This is a genomic window from Bradyrhizobium monzae (genome assembly GCF_021458635.1).
Lineage (GTDB): Bacteria > Pseudomonadota > Alphaproteobacteria > Rhizobiales > Xanthobacteraceae > Bradyrhizobium.
The window spans coordinates 871,443-889,552 of the sequence record NZ_JAIRDQ010000002.1 but is presented as its reverse complement, the minus strand read 5'-3'; the positions used below and the strand labels follow the sequence as shown (position 1 = coordinate 889,552).

General features: G+C 63.0%; 16 protein-coding genes and 1 pseudogene. 12 read left to right on the top strand and 5 right to left on the bottom strand.

The genetic code is table 11. The annotated features are described in order from the left end of the window. Window positions 1-23 precede the first annotated feature (23 nt). Both K3F49_RS13170 and K3F49_RS13165 read left to right on the top strand, forming a co-directional pair. The gene (locus K3F49_RS13170) at window positions 24-1,235 is read left to right on the top strand and encodes an ABC transporter substrate-binding protein (RefSeq protein WP_234681338.1); all 1,212 of its coding nucleotides are present in this window, start codon (window positions 24-26) and stop codon (window positions 1,233-1,235) included. 176 nt (window positions 1,236-1,411) lie between these two features. After that, on the top strand, window positions 1,412-2,656 hold the full coding sequence (locus K3F49_RS13165) for an acyl-CoA dehydrogenase family protein (RefSeq protein WP_234681337.1): 1,245 nt from the start codon (window positions 1,412-1,414) through the stop codon (window positions 2,654-2,656). Between the two features lie 58 nt (window positions 2,657-2,714). On the opposite strand, the gene K3F49_RS13160 is transcribed toward K3F49_RS13165, so the two are convergent. Then, complete coding sequence (locus K3F49_RS13160; protein WP_234681336.1) at window positions 2,715-3,113, bottom strand: hypothetical protein; 399 nt, start codon at window positions 3,111-3,113, stop codon at window positions 2,715-2,717. Between the two features lie 414 nt (window positions 3,114-3,527). Between K3F49_RS13160 and K3F49_RS13155 the strand changes: the two are divergent. From K3F49_RS13155 to K3F49_RS13145, 3 genes and pseudogenes are all read left to right on the top strand, one after another. Continuing rightward, window positions 3,528-3,675, top strand: a pseudogene (locus K3F49_RS13155) (SUMF1/EgtB/PvdO family nonheme iron enzyme); the annotation flags it as partial. After that, the gene (locus K3F49_RS13150) at window positions 3,672-5,378 is read left to right on the top strand and encodes an arylsulfatase (protein WP_234681441.1); all 1,707 of its coding nucleotides are present in this window, start codon (window positions 3,672-3,674) and stop codon (window positions 5,376-5,378) included. The pseudogene K3F49_RS13155 and the gene K3F49_RS13150, both read left to right, overlap by 4 nt. A gap of 434 nt (window positions 5,379-5,812) precedes the next feature. Next, window positions 5,813-6,304, top strand: coding sequence for a septal ring lytic transglycosylase RlpA family protein (locus tag K3F49_RS13145; RefSeq protein WP_234681335.1), 492 nt, complete (start codon window positions 5,813-5,815; stop codon window positions 6,302-6,304). Between the two features lie 18 nt (window positions 6,305-6,322). Here K3F49_RS13145 and K3F49_RS13140 read toward each other — a convergent pair whose 3' ends face one another. Next, the gene (locus K3F49_RS13140; protein WP_234681334.1) at window positions 6,323-7,231 is read right to left on the bottom strand and encodes a LysR family transcriptional regulator; all 909 of its coding nucleotides are present in this window, start codon (window positions 7,229-7,231) and stop codon (window positions 6,323-6,325) included. Window positions 7,232-7,363: 132 nt separating this feature from the next. Here K3F49_RS13140 and K3F49_RS13135 point away from each other — a divergent pair, with 132 nt between their 5' ends. From K3F49_RS13135 to K3F49_RS13125, 3 genes are read left to right on the top strand one after another with little or no spacing between them, the layout of a single operon-like run. Continuing rightward, a complete protein-coding gene (locus K3F49_RS13135; protein ID WP_234681333.1) occupies window positions 7,364-8,593 on the top strand; it encodes an MFS transporter in 1,230 nt (409 codons plus the stop codon). Window positions 8,594-8,617: 24 nt separating this feature from the next. Then, complete coding sequence (locus K3F49_RS13130) at window positions 8,618-9,037, top strand: (R)-mandelonitrile lyase (protein ID WP_234681332.1); 420 nt, start codon at window positions 8,618-8,620, stop codon at window positions 9,035-9,037. Next, entirely contained in the window at window positions 9,034-10,050 is a 1,017-nt protein-coding gene (locus tag K3F49_RS13125) for a zinc-dependent alcohol dehydrogenase family protein (protein WP_234681331.1), read from the top strand. The genes K3F49_RS13130 and K3F49_RS13125 overlap by 4 nt, the downstream gene beginning before the upstream one ends. A gap of 241 nt (window positions 10,051-10,291) precedes the next feature. Here the strand turns inward: K3F49_RS13125 and K3F49_RS13120 are convergent, their stop codons facing one another. Further along, a complete protein-coding gene (locus K3F49_RS13120) occupies window positions 10,292-10,744 on the bottom strand; it encodes an arsenate-mycothiol transferase ArsC (RefSeq protein WP_234681330.1) in 453 nt (150 codons plus the stop codon). A gap of 116 nt (window positions 10,745-10,860) precedes the next feature. Beyond that, entirely contained in the window at window positions 10,861-11,358 is a 498-nt protein-coding gene (locus K3F49_RS13115) for a YkgB family protein (RefSeq protein ID WP_234681329.1), read from the bottom strand. A gap of 209 nt (window positions 11,359-11,567) precedes the next feature. Here K3F49_RS13115 and K3F49_RS13110 point away from each other — a divergent pair, with 209 nt between their 5' ends. Beyond that, window positions 11,568-11,885 carry an antibiotic biosynthesis monooxygenase family protein gene (locus K3F49_RS13110; protein WP_234681328.1) on the top strand — a complete coding sequence of 106 codons (318 nt, stop codon included), beginning with the start codon at window positions 11,568-11,570 and terminating at the stop codon, window positions 11,883-11,885. 223 nt (window positions 11,886-12,108) lie between these two features. Here the strand turns inward: K3F49_RS13110 and K3F49_RS13105 are convergent, their stop codons facing one another. After that, window positions 12,109-13,839 (bottom strand): methyl-accepting chemotaxis protein, encoded by a 1,731-nt coding sequence (locus tag K3F49_RS13105; RefSeq protein WP_234681327.1) that lies wholly within the window; start codon window positions 13,837-13,839, stop codon window positions 12,109-12,111. Between the two features lie 222 nt (window positions 13,840-14,061). Here K3F49_RS13105 and K3F49_RS13100 point away from each other — a divergent pair, with 222 nt between their 5' ends. The 3 genes from K3F49_RS13100 (at window position 14,062) to eutC (ending at window position 17,983) form a co-directional block, all read left to right on the top strand. Continuing rightward, window positions 14,062-15,444, top strand: coding sequence for an ethanolamine ammonia-lyase subunit EutB (locus K3F49_RS13100; RefSeq protein WP_234681326.1), 1,383 nt, complete (start codon window positions 14,062-14,064; stop codon window positions 15,442-15,444). 170 nt (window positions 15,445-15,614) lie between these two features. After that, window positions 15,615-17,201 (top strand): B12-binding domain-containing radical SAM protein, encoded by a 1,587-nt coding sequence (locus tag K3F49_RS13095; protein ID WP_234681325.1) that lies wholly within the window; start codon window positions 15,615-15,617, stop codon window positions 17,199-17,201. Beyond that, window positions 17,198-17,983, top strand: coding sequence for an ethanolamine ammonia-lyase subunit EutC (eutC, locus tag K3F49_RS13090; protein ID WP_234681324.1), 786 nt, complete (start codon window positions 17,198-17,200; stop codon window positions 17,981-17,983). The genes K3F49_RS13095 and eutC overlap by 4 nt, the downstream gene beginning before the upstream one ends. Window positions 17,984-18,110 lie beyond the last annotated feature (127 nt).

Below are 18,110 nucleotides of genomic sequence, written 5' to 3'. Positions count from 1 at the left end.
CGATGAAGCTCCGGGGAGAAACCATGAAAGCCGCTTTGGTCCTGGCCGCAGCGCTGGCTGCCGCCTGTCTGTCCGCGCCTGCCTCTGCACAAAAATCCTACGGTCCGGGCGTCACCGATACCGAGATCAAGATCGGCAACACCATGCCCTATAGCGGGCCGGCGTCGCCGCTCGGCATCACCGGGCGGGTGCTCACGGCCTATTTCGACGAGATCAACGAGAAGGGCGGCGTCAACGGCCGCAAGCTCAATCTCTTGTCGCTCGATGACGCGTTCTCGCCGCCCAAAACGATGGAAGCGGCGCGGCGGTTGGTTGAGGGCGACGGCGTTGCCTTCATCTTCGCGACCATGGGCACCGCGCCGAGCTCGGCGATCGCAAAATATCTCAACAGCAACAAGGTGCCGCAGCTGTTCCTGATCAGCTCGGCCTCGAAATGGAACGATCCGGCCAACATGCCGTGGTCGATGGCGCTGCCCTGGGCGCCGAACTACACCAGCGAGGCCGCGATCGACGTCGCCTACGCCCGCGCCAAGAACCCGAATGCGCGCTTCGCCGTGCTCTACCAGAACGACGACGCCGGCAAGGAATACTTTCGCGGCGTCAAGGAAGCACTCGGCGCCGATGCCGACAAGGCGATCGCGATGGCCTCGAGCTTCGAGGTCAGCGATCCCACCGTCGATTCCCAGGTGCTGACGCTGGCCAACACCAAGGCCGATGTCTTCATGATCTATTCGGTGACGCCGCGCGCCTGCGCGCAGGCGATCCGCAAAGCCCATGAGGTCGGCTGGCAGCCGACGCGCTTCCTCGCCTCCGGCTGCGCCAACAAGGCGACCGTGATGGCGCCGGCCGGGCTCGATGCCGGCAAGGGCGTGCTGTCGCTGGGCTCGTTGAAGCCATTTACGGCCGAGCCGAAGGACGATCCGGCGATGTCGGCCTATATCGACTTCATGAAGCGGCGGCTGCCCAATGCCGACATCAACAACGTCGCCGCGCTCTACGGCTATACGGTCGCCGAGGCGCTGGTGGTGGTGCTGAAGCAGTGCAAGGACGATCTGACGCGCGAGAACATCATGGCACAGGCCTCGAACCTGAAGAGCGTGCCGCTGTCGCTGCTGCTGCCCGGCATCACCCTCAACACCACCCCGCAGGATTTCCGCCCGATCAAGGACGGCTATATGCTCCAGTTCGACGGCAACGACTGGGTGGTGGCAAGCGAGCTGCTGCGCGGGACGTGAGGGGGGCGGGAGAGAGGGTGTCCCCTCTCTCCTTGCGGGAGAGGGTGGATGCGCGAAGCGCAGCCGGGTGAGGGGTATCTCTCCACGAGTCCGACTCTCATTTGAATGTGCGGATAGAACCCCGGTGCTTCGCGCCACCTTCTCCCGCAAGGGGAGAAGGGAAGAAGGAGACCACCATGGACTTTCAACACTCCGCTCGTTCGCTGCAGCTGCAGGAGCGCGTCGGCCAGTTCATGCGGACGCATGTCGAGCCGGTCGAGGAGCTCTATTACGAGCAGGTGAAGCCGGAAGCCGCGCGCTACAGGACACCGCCTGTGCTGCAGGATTTGAAACGACTGGCACGGGAGCAGGGGCTCTGGAACCTGTTTCTCTCCGGCGAGCACGGTCCAGACCTTACTAATCCAGACCTTACTAATCCAGGCCTGACCAATCTCGAATATGCGCCGGTGAAGGAGATCATGGGCCGCATCCTCTGGGCGCCGGAAGTGTTCAACTGCTCGGCCCCCGATGTCGGCAACATGGAGGTGCTGGCCAATTACGGCACCAAGGCGCAGCAGGAGCGCTGGCTGAAGCCGCTGCTGGAAGGCCGCATCCGTTCCGGCTTCTCGATGACGGAGCCGCAGGTGGCCTCCAGCGATGCCACCAACATCCAATGTGCGATCACACGCGACGGCGACGATTATGTCATCAACGGACGGAAGTGGTTCACCTCAGGCGCGATGAACGAGGATTGCGAGATCCTGATCGTGATGGGCAAGTCTGCGCCCGACCATCCCGACCGCCATCGCCAGCAATCCATGATCCTGGTGCCGAGAAATACACCGGGCGTTCGCATCGTCCGCGACATGCTCACCTACGGCTATGACGACGCGCCGGTCGGCCATCCCGAGATCGTCTACGAGAACGTCCGCGTGCCCGCCGAGAACATGCTGCTCGGCGAGGGCCGCGGCTTCGAGATCGCGCAGGGGCGGCTCGGCCCCGGCCGCATCCATCATTGCATGCGGCTGATCGGCTGCGCCCAGCGCGCGCTGGAATTGATGTGCCAGCGCGCAGTCTCACGCACAGCCTTCGGCAAGCCGCTCGCCGAGCAGGGCTCGGTGCGCGAGGACATCGCGCATTCCTTCTGCGAGATCGCGCAGGCGCGGCTGCTCACGCTGCAGGCCGCCGACAAGATGGACCGCGAAGGCAACAAGGCCGCGCGCGATTTGATCGCAGCCGCCAAGATCGTGGTCCCCAGCATGGCCGCGCGCGTGATCGATCGCGCGATCCAGATCCACGGCGCCGCCGGCGTCTCGCAAGACACGTTCCTCGCCCGCGCCTATGTCTATGCCCGCTTCATCCGCATCGGCGACGGACCGGATCAGGTGCATCTTGCTGCCGTCGGCAAGGAGTTGATCAAGCGTGGCGGAGTGATGGGGTAGGGCGCGCCGCGCGATCCTTCCCAAGGCTCTACGATGTCGTCACCATCCAGCGGAAGCGTCACATCGGGCAGCGGGCATACACCATTTCCACCGGCACCGGCTCCTTGGAGCTAAGCGTGACCTTATCCTCTCCCGAAAGTTTCAGGTCGAATGTGACGTCCGAGATCGAGACACCGTCCGAGCAGGACGCAACCACGCGCACGTTCGGCCCGTCTTCATGCATCGATTTGACAGTGCATTTTTGAAATGTGCCGGATATCTGTTTTCCCTGGACGATCAAACCGCCCGCGTAGAGATCAGCATCTTTCTTGAACGCAAGCTTGTTGTTCTCTTTGGTAAACATGCTGCCGCAGGCCGTAGCGTCGATCGACCATGCTCCGTTCAAATCTCCAGCCTGTGCGGCGGCGGATTGCGTCGCGAGGAGAATTAACAACGCCAGCGGATTGAGGTTTTTCATGAAACTCTCCGATGAAATAGCCAGGAGGCTACTGGATCCGTTCGATTGGACGTGGAATGTCGCCAAGGTGGTTTCCTGGAAGCGGGCAACCGTCACGCACACGGCCTTTCGTGTCACTTTTGCTAAGCTTGCCTGCAGGGAGTCGGCGGATCTTTGGTTGATCCAGGTCAATGAACCTCGGTAACGCATTTTGTCAGCTCACTGTTGCACCGCAATATCCTGGGTGTCCTCGCGGATTATAAAGAGGGCTCTGCCGATCGGGCGGCAATTTGGCGAGTATGTGACTGGCCATGCCTGAGCCGGCAAGCTTTTCATTTCGCGACCGCAGTGATCCGACATTGCGATCAACTATGAGTTGTTATAATTTCCCTTCTTTGAGCCGAGCTTCCACCTGAGAACCCGTACCGTAGGTTGCGCAAGGTGCTTAAAGGCGGCTGGCATCCTCTGCGTTCCTGACTGTTGCCGCCGCTATCGACCGGCTGCGCGCAATGCCGAGCTGTTCGACACCCGTGCAAGCCATGCAGGCTTCAGGTGCATCGCCAGGAAGAGGATCGCGTCATGAGTAATGATAAGATTCCGGAAACGGCCAGGAAGAGCACGGGACACGGCAGCGCAGGTTTGAAGCGCCGCGATCTCCTGTTGAGCGGCAGTTCTATCGTCGCGGCGTCGGCACTGGCTGCCGTCGGTGGGACAAGCTTCGCGCAAGCGCAGCAATCAACGCCGGCCTCAGCGGCGGCGCAGCGGCCCAATATCGTCGTCATCATGGGAGACGATATCGGCATCTGGAATATCGGTGCTTACCATCGCGGCATGATGGCCGGCCGGACGCCGAACCTCGACAAGATCGCGGCAGAGGGCATGCTGTTTACCGATTACTACGCCGAGGCGAGTTGCACTGCGGGGCGCGCCAACTTCATCACCGGCGAGCTGCCGATCCGTACCGGCATGACGACGGTCGGCCAGGCGGGCGCCCCCACGGGCTTGCCTGCCGAAGCCGTGACCATTGCCACCGCGCTCAAAGGCATGGGCTATGCCACCGGCCAATTCGGCAAGAACCACCTCGGCGATAAGAACGAGTTTCTGCCGACAGTGCATGGCTTCGACGAGTTCTTCGGCTACTTGTATCACCTCGATGCAATGGAAGATCCGGCCCATCCCGCTTATCCGCAAGATCTGCTGAACGTCGTCGGTCCGCGCAACATGGTCCATTCGTGGGCAACGAATGCGGACGATGCCACTGTGGATCCACGCTGGGGCAAGGTGGGTAAGCAAAGGATTGAGGATGCCGGAACGCTCTATCCCAAGCGGATGGAAACCGTGGACGATGAAATCCGGGACCTTGCCTTGTCGTTCATTGAAAGGTCCAAGGCCGACAACAAGCCCTTCTTCCTGTGGCTCAATCCGACCCGCATGCACATCGTCACGCACTTGTCGCCAAAGTACGAGGCGATGCGCAACTCCAAGAACGGCTGGTCGATTCACGAAGCCGGCATGGCGCAGCTCGACGACGATGTCGGCATCGTCATGCAAAAGCTCAAGGACATGGGCGTGGATGACAACACCATCGTGATCTTTACCACCGATAACGGAACGGAGGTCTTTACGTGGCCGGATGGCGGGCAGACGCCTTTCGCGCAGAGCAAAGGGACGGTCTTGGAAGGCGGCTTTCGCGCGCCGGCGATGATCCGTTGGCCGGGCAAGGTGCCAGCCGGCAAGGTCGAGAACGGTATCATCTCCGGGCTCGACTGGTTTCCGACCTTGCTGGCCGCTGCCGGCAACCCGAACATTGTCGACGAACTGAAGACGGGCAAGAACATCGGAGGCCGCACCTACAAGTGCCATCTGGACGGTTACAATCAGATGGACATGATCACCGGAAAGGGGCCGTCAAACCGACACGAAGTTTGGTACTTCGGCGAGAGCGAGCTGGGTGCTGTGCGCATCGACGACTACAAGTATCGTTTCATCGACCAGCCCGGAGGCTGGTTGGGCGAAAAGACGAAGGTTGACGTCCCCTACCTCACCAACCTTCGCCTGGACCCGTTCGAGCGAACAGGCTGGCCCGACAACGGGACCAAAAACGGAGCGCAGCAATATTTCGACTGGTTCAAATATGAATTCTGGCGCTTCGTCTTCGTCCAGCAGGAGGTGGAGAAGCTGGCGAGGACCGCGGTCGAGTTTCCGCCGATGCAGAAGGGCGCAAGCTTCAACCTCGATGCCGTAAAGGCGAAAATCGAGGCCGCAAGGACGGCGATGGCAAAATAGGATCTGTGATCGTGAGGCGGGGCGGCCGGCGTCCAGGGCCGTCCCGCGTCGTATTGAGGAAATATCTTCGCCGCGAATTTTCCGCAACATCGTGAGCTCAACGCCTGTTGCCGAGCAACCAGATGCAATGTGTGCCGCTGTCTCGCGCGGTTGCGGTGTTCACGGACGTCGCGTAATGCGCTTGTGCTGCTGAACACGTAAGATTCCGGGGGTCGGACTCTGTTAATCCAGGAGTCATGTTGCTGACGCAATCCCCGTCTTAGACGGCGATAACGAAAGCAATGTGCGGGACCGCTCTGGTTCCCACAACGGTTCCGTGGCCAAGGGGTTGGCTCGAATCCGCAAATGACTGGCGCAAGTTCGCAAACGCTCTCGCGTTCGCTTGGCCATGTTCTGCGGCATCGGGAACCGGACGAAAAATCAAAGGAGATGTAATGGTGTTCCGCTCGAGCGCCGCAATTTGCGGCGCCCTGGTTACGCTTGCCGTTTCTGTCAGCGTTGCACGTAGTGAAACAAGTGGGGTTCATTCAAGCGCCGCCGTCGATGCCGCCTCCGGGGCTGCGGTCGTTGGCGCGGCATCGACGTATAATCCGTTCAAGCCCGGCAAGGAGGAGGGCGGCCCGAGCACCGCCTCCGGCGAGCGTTACGATCCCGAGGTCTGGACGGCTGCCATCAAGACCAGCTTGCGTCAGAAATTTGGTGGGGTGCAATTCGGAGCGAGACCGAAATATGCGCTGGTCGAAGCCGTCGGCAAGAAGGTCATCGTCAAGATCAATGACGTGGGGCCGCTCAGGCCGGGCCGAATCATCGACCTCAATGAACGGACGATGCGCCATTTCGATCCGGACATGGAGCGGGGGGTGATTCCCGACGTCACCGTGACGCCGCTGTCTGGCGACGATTGGACTCCGGGGCCGGTCGGATAGCGGCAACGCCGCGCGAGGCTAGCCGCGTTTTCTCCGCGCGTCGTGATGCCGCAGCGCATCGACGACCACCTTGAACGCCGCCGAGTTCTGCCGCGAGGTTGGATAATAGATATAGTAGCCGTCGAACTTCGGCGACCAGTCGTCGAGCACGATGACGAGCTCGCCGGAGCGGACATGCGCCGTCACCATGTCTTCGGGAAGATAGGCGATGCCGAATCCTTTGACGGCGGCTTCAATCATGGCGCGGGAATCGTTGAAGGTCAGTTGCCCCTCGACTCGCACCCGGAGGTCGGGACCGTTTTTGGCGAACTCCCAGACGTAATGACCGCCGGCCGCCGCGCGCCGCTTGATGCAGACATGATCGAGGAGATCCTGCGGATGCTTCGGTTTGGGATGCTCCTTCAGATAGGCGGGCGAGGCGACAGCGACCAGCCGCCAATCCGGGCCGACGCGCACCGCGATCATGTCCTTCTCGACGCTTTCGCCGAGGCGGATGCCGGCATCGAAGCCGTCTTCGACGATGTTGCGAAAGGCGGTGTCGAGGCTGAACTCGACCTTGATGTCGGGGTACTTTCTCAGGACCGGCGCCAGCTTCGGCCAGACCACCTTGTCCAGCGCGTGGTCCGAGAGCGTGATACGGATCGTGCCCGACGGCGTGTCGCGCAGCGACATCAGCGCGGCGATATCGCGCTCGATCTCTTCGATGCGCGGTGCGACTGACTGCTGCAGCCGCACGCCTGCCTCGGTCAGGCCGACGCTTCGCGTCGTGCGCGTCAGCAATCGCAGGCCCATCTGCGATTCCAGCCGCTTGATGGTGTGGCTGAGCGTCGACTGCACGACGCCCAGTTTCGCGGCGGCCTTGGTAAAGCTGCGCTCGCGGGCGACGGCCACGAAGGCCAGCAAATCGTTGAAATCCTGAGCTGCCATGGCCGCCAACATTCATGGCCTACATCGATTAATGCAAGCAAATTATAGCGGCTAATCGAACGCCGCAGGGGGCTCTATGTGTTGCCGTGAACCGGTGCCGGGCTTGGGCGCTTTGCGAGATACGGAACCCCCATGGACGTCACGACAGATCAGACAACAACGCAGCCAGTGGCCGCGTGGAGCGCGGTTTTCGCGGTTTCTCTTTGCGCCTCGAGCCTCGTCGCAACCGAGTGGATGCCGGTGAGCCTGCTCACGCCGATCGCGGAAGGTCTCCAGTTGACGGAAGGACAGGCCGGCCAAGCCATTTCCATCTCAGGCCTGTTCGCCATTCTCACCAGTCTTTTCATCTCGGCTTCGACGCGCGGGATCGACCGCCGATCCGTGCTGCTGTGGCTCACGGGGATCACGCTCGTCTCCGGGGTCGTCGTGGCCTTCGCGCCGAACTATCCGGTTTTCATGATTGGGCGCGCCCTCGTCGGTATGGCCGTCGGCGGTTTCTGGTCGATGTCCGCCGCAACCATGATCCGCATCGTGCCGGGCAAGGACGTGCCGCGCGCGCTTGCGGTTCTCAACGGCGGCAATGCTCTGGCCACCACGATTGCCGCGCCTCTCGGCAGCTTCCTTGGCCAGTATATCGGCTGGCGCGGCGCGTTCTTCTGTGTTGTTCCCGTCGCTGCGCTGACCCTTGTCTGGCAACTCCTCTCGCTGCCGAGAATGCCGAGCCAGGAGCGTGCAAGCGCGGCAGCAGCCTTCAAGGTCTTGCGTCGCCCGGAGGTGCCCTATGGCATGCTCGCAGCAGCGCTGTTCTTTCTCGGCCAGTTCGCGCTCTTCACCTATCTGCGGCCGTTCTTCGAAACGATCACGCGCGTCGATGTCACGACCATTTCGGCCCTGCTGCTCGTGATGGGCGTGGCCGGTCTCATCGGCACATCGCTGATCGGATTTGTCATCCGCGAACGCCTCTACACGTCACTCGTCGTCATGCCGTTTTCAATGGCCGCCATAGCGGTCGCGCTCACGGCGTTCGGGGCCTCGCTTGGCGCCACGGTCGCGCTGATGTTCCTGTGGGGCTTTATTGGCACTGCGGCTCCGGTCGGTTGGTGGACCTGGCTCAGCACCGCTTTGCCGGATGACGCGGAAGCTGGCGGTGGCCTGATGGTCGCGGTGGTTCAGCTTGCCATCACCATGGGAGCGGCAGGCGGCGGTGTGCTGTTCGACAGCAGCGGCTACCGGGCCACGTTCCTGTTCAGCGCCGTCATCCTCGCGCTCTCGTCGACCGTCATTCTGGTCGGAGCGCTGCGCCGCAAAGCGAAAGCTGACCCGCGCTGCGCCGCGTGCGTGCCGGCAAGCGCCACTTCGTAACGCAACTCCTCGAGGAGACAACAGATGCAAATTCGGCAAGCAGGTTCCCAACCGTCAACCCGCGCCCCGGTAGACTATTTCACGGGCACGGTCCGGATCGATCCGCTGTTTCCGGCGGTCGATCCCTCTCGCGTCGCCGGCAATCACGTTACCTTCGAACCCGGCGCGCGCACGGCGTGGCACACGCATCCTTTCGGGCAGACCCTCATCGTCACGTCCGGCCGCGGCTGCGTGCAGCGCTGGGGCGGAGCGATCGAGCAGATCCGCCCGGGCGACGTGGTGTCGTTCGCGCCTCGCGAGAAGCACTGGCATGGGGCGTCGCCAACCACGGCCATGAGCCATATCGCCATCCAGGAAGCACTCAACGGCAACCCCGTCGATTGGATGGAGAAGGTCAGCGACGCGCAATACGACGCGTCCGCGATCAACGGAGAGCAACAATGAAGGCAACCGTCCTCTACGGCCCCGGCGACGTCCGTTATGAGCGGGTCGACGATCCCAAGATCATCCATCCGACCGACGCCATCATCAAACTGTCGGCCACCTGCATCTGCGGCTCCGATCTCTGGCCCTATCGCGGACTGCAGCCGAAGGAGGGCCCTGCGCATATGGGCCACGAATATTGCGGTGTGGTCGTCGAGATCGGCAGTGCGGTACGGACCATCAAGCCCGGTCAGTTCGTCGTCGGCTCGTTCTGCCTGTCGGACAATACCTGCCCGCATTGCAAGTTCGGTTTCCAGTCGTCGTGCGAGCAGCGGGAGTTCATGTCGGGCGCGCAGGCGCCTTACGCCCGCGTCGCCCTTGCCGATGGTACGCTCGTTGCGACCAGGGAGATGCCGGGCAGCGATCTCATCCCGCATCTGCTCGCGGCCTCCGACGTGCTCGGGACCGGCTGGTATGCCGCTGACGCCGCGAACGTGACCGAAGGTGCCACCGTGGTGGTGGTCGGTGATGGCGCAGTCGGCCTCATGGGCGTGCTCGCGGCGAAAGAGATGGGTGCGGAGCGCATCATTGCCATGAGCCGCCACGAGACGCGGCAGGCTCTGGCCCGGAAGTTCGGCGCCACGGATATCGTGGTCGAGCGCGGCGCGGAAGGCATCGCGCGCGTCAAGGAGCTGACCCGGGGCGTCGGCGGGGACTCGGTGCTCGAATGCGTCGGCACGCAGGAAGCCATGTCGCAAGCGCTCGAATGCGCGCGACCCGGCGGCTCTATCGGCTATGTCGGTGTTCCCCATGGGGTGACCTTCGAAGGCCAGGCGTTGTTCTTTGCGCAGCGCCGCATGATGGGTGGTCCAGCGCCTGTGCGGCGGTTCTTGCCCGATCTGATGGACCGCGTGCTCAATGGACGCATTCAGCCCGGCAAGGTGTTCGATCTCACACTGCCCATCGACCAGGTCGCGGAAGGCTACAAGGCGATGGATCAGCGTCGTGCGATCAAGACGCTGTTGACGGTGTGAGGGCGAATATTGCTTCCGGCTCCGCGGCGGGTGGAGATTTATCTTCGGGATGGGATCAGGCGATCTGGTTCCGACCCGTCGCGACATCTTGTCGACCCAACCCCGTCATCATCTGTTCAAAATTCGCAGCTAGTCTTTGCCTCGACGATCGGTTCGCCGGATGTACGCGGACTGCATCGCAAGCCTCGGCCCTCGTGCCGGGGCTTTTCGTTTGAAGCACACATCAGCGCGGATATTCGCGCTATGGCGCGCTAGTCTGCAGGCGCCTGATCAGCCGCCCGACCAGCTCATCGATCTTGCCTAGTGCCGTTGGCGGATCGAGGAACTCGATGTCGTCCACGTTCCAATATTCGACGCGATGGGCGACAGCGGCAAAGCGTCGCTCGATCATGGGGCGATGCTCGGAATCCTTCAGCGCGACGACAAGCGCCGCGTCCGCAAAGTCGTCGACCGTGCAGAGCGCCGGACCGCGCACGGCGTCTCCCGGCGTAATGCCTTTCGCCTGCAGGGCATTCAGCGTGAAGGGCGACATCGGCCCCACGTTTTCAGGAAAGAGGTTTTCGGCGACGGCGCGCGAGAAGGCGTGCCACCTCAATCCGTCGAGCCCGGCCTGATGGTTGAAAAGCTCTTCGGCGTAGCGGCTTCGATAGTAATTGCCGGTGCAGAGAAACAGCACGCGATTGGTCTTGGTCATCAAGTCGTGTTTTCCACCCACGATCTGCCACATGCCAGAAGGCCGTCATGTAGTCCCGCAATCCGAAGACGCTAACACGGCTTCGCGCCGATGGACACGTGGCTCTTTGAGCCCCCTCAACAGCGCAGCCGCGTAACGACCTGTGGCAGCGACGTCAGGAGCAGCACGACGCAGACGCAAAACAGGACAATGTCCTTGAACAGGAACTCTCCCGCCAGATTCCAGGCCATCGGGTTGGTTGAGATGCTCCATGTCACGACGCCGGGCGTGGTGAAAAAGAACGACCAGGTGACGGCGAAGGTGACAACGCCCATGAGCGATCCCAGCGCCGAGAGGATCGGGCTGAATGCACCGGCAGCCAGCAGGGCTGCGATCACGAATTCGGTGACACCGAGAACGTAGGCTTCGCCCCTCAATCCGAAGATCGATAGCCATGAGACAAACGGGCTGTTGCTGATGAATTGCGCGATGCCCTGGGCCGATTGTGGCGTGAATTTCTGCATGCCGAACGACACGAAGATCACGACCATGACCCAGCGCAGGATCGCCAGCGGTCGATAGGACCCAGCCCCGTCCTCTGCGATGTGGAAGTTTGTTCTCACGAGCTCTGTCATTTCACCGGCCTTTGATGATGCATTGCTGCTGGTACGGCCTCGCGCCTGGAGCCGTTACGCGCGCTGGGCGCGTTTCAGTTCACGATTGTGTGCGTGCAGCCTGGCGAAAATAGTCATGGAGCGCGGGAATAATTGATCCCGGCACGTAATATTGCGGTGCGCGCCCTCGAATATGCTCTTGGGCTGGAATTGAATAGCGGAGAATGAGAATGCTTGGAGAGGTGATCGTCATTGGAGATCTCAAGCTGCGGGACGGCGCGTCGGGCGACGCGTACGATCGCTTGGGGGAGCGCATGTATGGAATCGTCAGCGGCCTTCCTGGATTTCTGTCCGTGAAATCATTCACGGCTCCTGACGGAGAGGAGATCACCGTCTTTCGATTCGCCTCGGAGCAGGCGCTCGAAGGCTGGCGGACCCATCCCGACCATGTCGAAGCCATGAAGCGAGGTCACGCTGAGTTCTACGCCAGTGGATTTTTGCAGGTCTGCCGGGTCATCCGGGAAGTTGGTCCGTTCGATCACGGGTGATGTGGCCCGGGTACCGGATGGCGTCCGTGGAACGTCGGCCCCGGTCGTTTCCAGGCGCGCCCGGAGTTTGGTTCGGGGAGCATCGCCATGATCACATCATGCCGGTGTTTTGCCCGACGTGTCAAATAGATTTCGTAAAATCAGCAATCGCGTGACGCTAGCGGTCAAGCCATTGATTTGGCTCACTCCGTCTACAGTGCATGGGGTTGTTTCGCGTTTTAGGTTACGCGACACGGCTCTCCGCCGCGCCCGAGCGCAGGTTCTGGAAGAACTTTTCCACCTCGCGCGACAGCGTGTCCGCCGTGGCAGTCAGGCTGCTCGCCGCCGTCAGCACGGACGTCGCCGCCGTGTCGGTCTCGCCGATGGCGTCGCGCAGCGAGGTGATGTTGGCGACCAGCGTCTCGTTGCCCTGGGCGGCCGATTGCGCGTTTGAGGAGATCTCGCGGGTGGCGGCGTCTTGCTGGCCGACGGCGCCGGCAATCGCGGAGGTGACCTCGTTGATCTCGCGCACCGCGCCGCCGATCTCGCGGACGGCATTGACCGCGTTGCGGGTGGAGGACTGGATCATTGCGACGTTCTGGCTGATGTCGGCGGTCGCCTTCGCGGTCTGTCCGGCCAGCGCCTTGACCTCGTGCGCGACGACGGCAAAGCCGCGGCCGGCATCACCGGCACGCGCGGCCTCGATGGTGGCGTTGAGCGCGAGCAGATTGGTCTGCTCGGCGATGGTCTGGATGAGGGTCAGCACGCCGTCGATGCGCTGCGTGGCGGCGGCGAGGCTCTCGATCTCGGCGATCGATTTTTCGGTGCGCTGGCCGGTCTGCTCGACCGCGCTCGCGGATTGCCGCACTTGGCGACCGATCTCTTCTACCGACGCCGACAGCTCCTCGGCGGCACCTGCCACGGCCGTGACGTTGTCCGAGGCTTGCTCGGTTGCGTTCGCCGCCGTGCCGGCGCGGTTGCTCGCATCCGCGGTGACACGGGTGATGGTCTGCGCGGTCTCGCGCATGACGGCGGCGTTGTCGCTCAGCCCGCGCATGATCGTGCCGATTGCCTCGCGGAACGCTTCGACGGACCGTTCGATGTGGTGTGCGCGCTGTTCGCGGGCCGCGGAATCCTGCGAGACCTGCGAGGCGAGGTTGCGGTTGCGCCCCATCGCGTTCTGGAACACTTCGATGGCGCGGGCGAGCGCGCCGATCTCGTCGGCGCGTCCGGAGTGCGGCACCACGACATTCTCGGCGCCGTCGGCGACCTGCTTGATGGTCGCGGTGATCGCGGCGAGCGGCCGCGCGATCGAGCGGGCGATGATGATGATGCCGATCACGACCAGCGCCAGCGCGACGCCGCCGAGGCAGGTCAGCACGAAGGACAGCGTTCGGTTGGTCTCGGTCTCGCGCGCGATCTGCCTGGCGCGCTCGGCGTAGACCTTCGACAGCGCCTCGAGGTCCTTGTTCAGCGCAGAGCGCACGGCGCGGTTGGCGTCGTTGTCGCCCCATTCGCGGCCGGCGGCCGCATTGATCTCGACGCCGCGGCGCACCAGCTCCTTGCGGAAGTCGACGAACTGCTCGATGCGTTTCTTGAAGGTGGCGAACTGCTCGGCATCGTCGGACTTGACGATGGTCTCCCAGCCTTTCACGACATTCAGGATCTGCTCGTTGAACTTGAGCAGGCCGTCGCCGTATTTCTTCACGACGGCCGGTTCGGTCGACATGTAGACGCCGCGCGACTCCATCACGACCGCATAGACCAGCGAGTTGACGCGCTCGACGTTGAGCGCCGCCGCATTCGCCGTCTCGATCGCACGGGTCAGCTCGGCGCCGCGGCGGCTGTTGTAGTCGGATAGCATCGCGATCGCCGCGGTGAGCAGGGCGAACAGCGCGAAGATCGCATAGAGCTTGGTGGTCAGCGTGAAACGGCCTGCCAGGCCGGCGGCATTCCCAGATCGGTCTGATGTCATGATGCGGAGGGCCCGAATGGCCGGGAGTGGCCGGACTGCGCGGTCTTCTAAAAATGATGCAAAACTATGCAGAATGAAGATGGACGCAGGGTTAACGCGGCTCTCGGCCCCCTTCGTCCTTGGTCGAAGGAAAGGTAAGATGTTTCAGCGTCTTGATCCGAAGGTATAGTCTTGGGATCGCCTTGGAGTCGGTCACTGGCCGACGAACCTGCGGAGCTGCCTTTGGTCTACCGCCACGCCATCGACGCCACGACCTACACCTTCCCCGACCTGCGCGACCTCCTCGCCAAGGCGACGCCGGCGCGCTCGGGCGACCGGTTGGCCGGCATCGCCGCTGCCAGCGCCGGGCAGATGATCGCCGCGCGGATGGCGCTTGCCGACGTCCCCCTCGGCCAATTCCTCAACGAGGCCGTCATCCCCTATGAGGCCGACGAGGTTACCCGCCTCGTCATCGACAGCCATGACGCCAGGGCGTTTGCCCCTGTGGCCTCGCTGACGGTCGGGGCTTTCCGCGACTGGCTGCTGTCGGACGCCGCGACACCGGAGATCCTGCGCAAGCTCGCGCCCGGCATCACGCCGGAGATGGCGGCCGCGGTGTCGAAGCTGATGCGCAACCAGGACCTGATCCTGGCGGCGCGGAAATGCGAGGTCGTCACCGCCTTCCGCAACACCATCGGCCTCAAGGGCCGGATGAGCACGCGGCTGCAGCCCAACCATCCCTTCGATCATGCCAGGGGTATCACGGCCTCGATCCTTGACGGCCTGCTGCTCGGGGCCGGCGATGCCTGCATCGGCATCAACCCGGCAAGCGACGATCCGGCCGTCATCGCGCAATTGCTGCGGCTCCTTGACGAGATCATCGCGCGGTTGAAAATCCCGACCCAAGGCTGCGTGCTGACCCATGTCACCACGACGCTTTCGCTGATCGGGCAGGGCGTGCCGGTCGACCTCGTCTTCCAGTCCGTCGCCGGCACCGAAGCCGCCAATCGCAGTTTTGGCATCGACCTTTCGCTGCTCAAGGAAGCGCACGAGGCCGGGCTGTCGCAGAAGCGCGGTACGGTCGGCGAGAACGTGATGTATTTCGAGACCGGGCAGGGCTCGGCGCTGTCGGCCAACGCGCATCACGGCGTCGACCAGCAGACCTGCGAGGCGCGTGCCTATGCGGTGGCCCGTGCCTATGCGCCGTTGCTGGTCAACAGCGTGGTCGGCTTCATCGGCCCGGAGTACCTCTATGACGGCAAGGAGATCATCCGGGCGGGGCTCGAGGATCATTTCTGCGGCAAGCTGCTCGGGCTGCCGCTCGGCATCGACATTTGCTACACCAACCATGCCGAGGCGGACCAGGACGACATGGACAATCTCCTGACGCTGCTCGCCGCCGCCGGCGTCACCTTCATCATGGGGGTGCCCGGCGCCGACGACGTCATGCTGAACTACCAGTCCACCTCCTTCCACGATGCGCTCTATGCCCGCGAGGTCTTCGGCGCGGCCCGTGCGCCCGAGTTCGACGACTGGCTGGTCCGGACCGGAATTGCGGGTGCCGACTACCGGCTTGCAGGTGACGCAGGCCTCTTGCCCGATTTTGCCTCCCGGCTGATTGCGTGACGCGAAAAACGCCAAAAACTTCCACCCGCCGGCGTGAACCGGGGAAACCATTGGCGCGTCTCACGAATTAGTTCGGTGCCACAATATTGAGGAATTCCAGTTGCAGCGTTACGCTATGTTTCTGGAGACCTCGTCAGTACCGTTCGTAGAACGTGGTTGGGGGAAGTTCGATGCGCGCTGAAAGCAACGGAACGAGTCGGCAAATTCTCTGCGTCTTCCCGCGTTACACGTCGTCCTTCGGCACCTTCGAGCACGCCTATCCGCTGACCGACGGCGTTCGCGCCTTCATGCCTCCGCAGGGCCTGCTGTTGCTCGCGGCCTATCTGCCCAAGGAATGGCAGGTCAAATTCGTCGACGAGAATCTTCGCCGCGCGACCAAGGAGGAGTTCGAATGGGCGGAGGCCGTGTTCGTCAGCGGCATGCACATCCAGCGCCAGCAGATGAACGACATCTGCCGCCGCGCCCATGAGTTCGACCTGCCGGTTGCGCTCGGCGGCCCGTCGGTCAGCGCGTGCCCGGACTATTACCCCTCGTTCGACTATCTCCATGTCGGCGAGCTCGGCGACGCCACCAATCAGCTGCTCGAAATCCTGTCGCGCGATACGTCGCGCCCCGGGCAGCAGGTCGTGCTGACGACCAAGGACCGCGTGCCGATGACGGAGTTTCCGATCCCGGCCTATGAGCTTGCGGACGTGAAACGATATTTCCTCGGCAGCATCCAGTATTCCAGCGGCTGTCCCTATCAGTGCGAGTTCTGCGACATCCCCGGCCTCTACGGCCGCAACCCGCGCCTCAAATCGCCCGAGCAGATCATCGCCGAGCTCGACCGCCTGCGCGAATGCGGCATGACCGACACGGTTTATTTCGTCGACGACAATTTCATCGGCAACCGCAAGGCGGCGATGGACCTGCTGCCGCATCTGATCGAATGGCAGAAGAAGACCGGCTACGTCGTGCGGCTCGCCTGCGAGGCGACGCTTAACATCGCCAAGCGCCCCGAAATCCTCGAGAAGATGCGCGAGGCCTATTTCGTCACCATCTTCTGCGGCATCGAGACGCCGGACCCCGACGCGTTGAAGGCGATGCACAAGGATCACAACATGATGGTCCCGATCCTCGAGGGCGTGCGCACCATCAATTCCTACGGGATGGAGGTGGTGTCCGGCATCATCATGGGGCTCGACACCGACAAGCCGAACACGGCGGAGGCGCTGCTCGCCTTTGTCGATGAGTCCCGGATTCCGCTGCTCACCATCAACCTGCTTCAGGCGCTGCCCAAGACGCCGCTATGGGACCGATTGGAGAAGGAAGGGCGCCTGGTCGATGACGAGGGGCGCGATTCCAACGTCAACTTCCTGCTGCCTTATGAAGATGTCGTCGCATCCTGGAAGCACGCCATGGGCGTGGCTTACGAGCCCGAGAAGGTCTATGCGCGCTTCCAGTATCAATGCGACGAGGTTTATCCCCATCGCCTCAAGATGCCGGTGCCCGACGAGATGAAGGCCTGGCCGAACATCAGGCGCGGGCTCGTCATGCTGCGCAATATCTTCTGGAAGGTCGGCGTGCTCGGGGACTACAGGCGCGTGTTCTGGAAATTCGCGCTGGGGCGGATCCGCCGTGGTGACATCGAAGGTCTGATCGGCTGCACCATGATCGCGCATCATCTCATCACCTTTGCGCGCGCCGCATCGAGCGGCAAGCAGAACGCTTCGAACTATTCGATCCGGCTGCGCGAAGCGTCCGTTCCCGCCGAATGAGCGACAAGCCCGTCCCGGCGCGCCCGACCGTCGACCTGAGATCGTACACGCCCGCCCGCGTCGCGCTCGGACGCAGCGGCGCGAGCTTGCCGACAAAACCGCTGCTCGACTTCACGCTGGCGCATGCCCGCGCCCGCGATGCCGTGCATACAGCCTTCGATGCGCCGGGTCTGCTCGCCGGGGTGAGGGCAATCGGCCTTGGTGCCACCGGGGTCACGAGCCGGGCCGCCGATCGCAGGAATTATCTGCGCCGGCCGGATCTGGGACGGCAGCTCGACGCTGGTTCCGCCGCGGCGCTGGCGGATGGCGCCGCCGCGCCGTGCCAGCTTGCGATCGTCATTGGCGATGGATTGTCGGCGGCGGCTGTCCATGCCCATGCAGTCGCGCTGCTGCAAAGCCTGCTGCCGCGGCTCAGGGAAGGCGACGCTGTCGCGATCGGCCATGTCGTCGTCGCCTCAGGCGCGCGGGTTGCGCTCGGCGACGAGATCGGGGCCATTCTCGGCGCCCGCATGGTCTTGATGCTGATCGGCGAGCGGCCGGGCCTGTCCGCGCCCGACAGTCTCGGTGCTTACCTCACCTTCGCACCGAAGCCCGGGCTGACCGATGCAGACCGCAACTGCGTGTCCAACATCCACAAGGCCGGGTTGAGCTATCATGAGGCAGCCCTCAAGATTGCCTGGCTGGTCCGCGAGGGACTGGCGCGAGAGGTCACGGGCGTGGCGCTCAAGGAGGAGAGCGCCGACCGCGCGGCGCGTCGAATTGGCACGGCTTTGCCCGAATGACGGGCATTCCGGCAAAATCGCCGCATCTTGATCGATTTGGAGACCCTTCGCGTGCTTGCGAGTCGGGCTCATCACCTGCTAAACCGCTGCCGGCGATTTTCCGCGCATTTTCAAGGGGCAAGCCTCC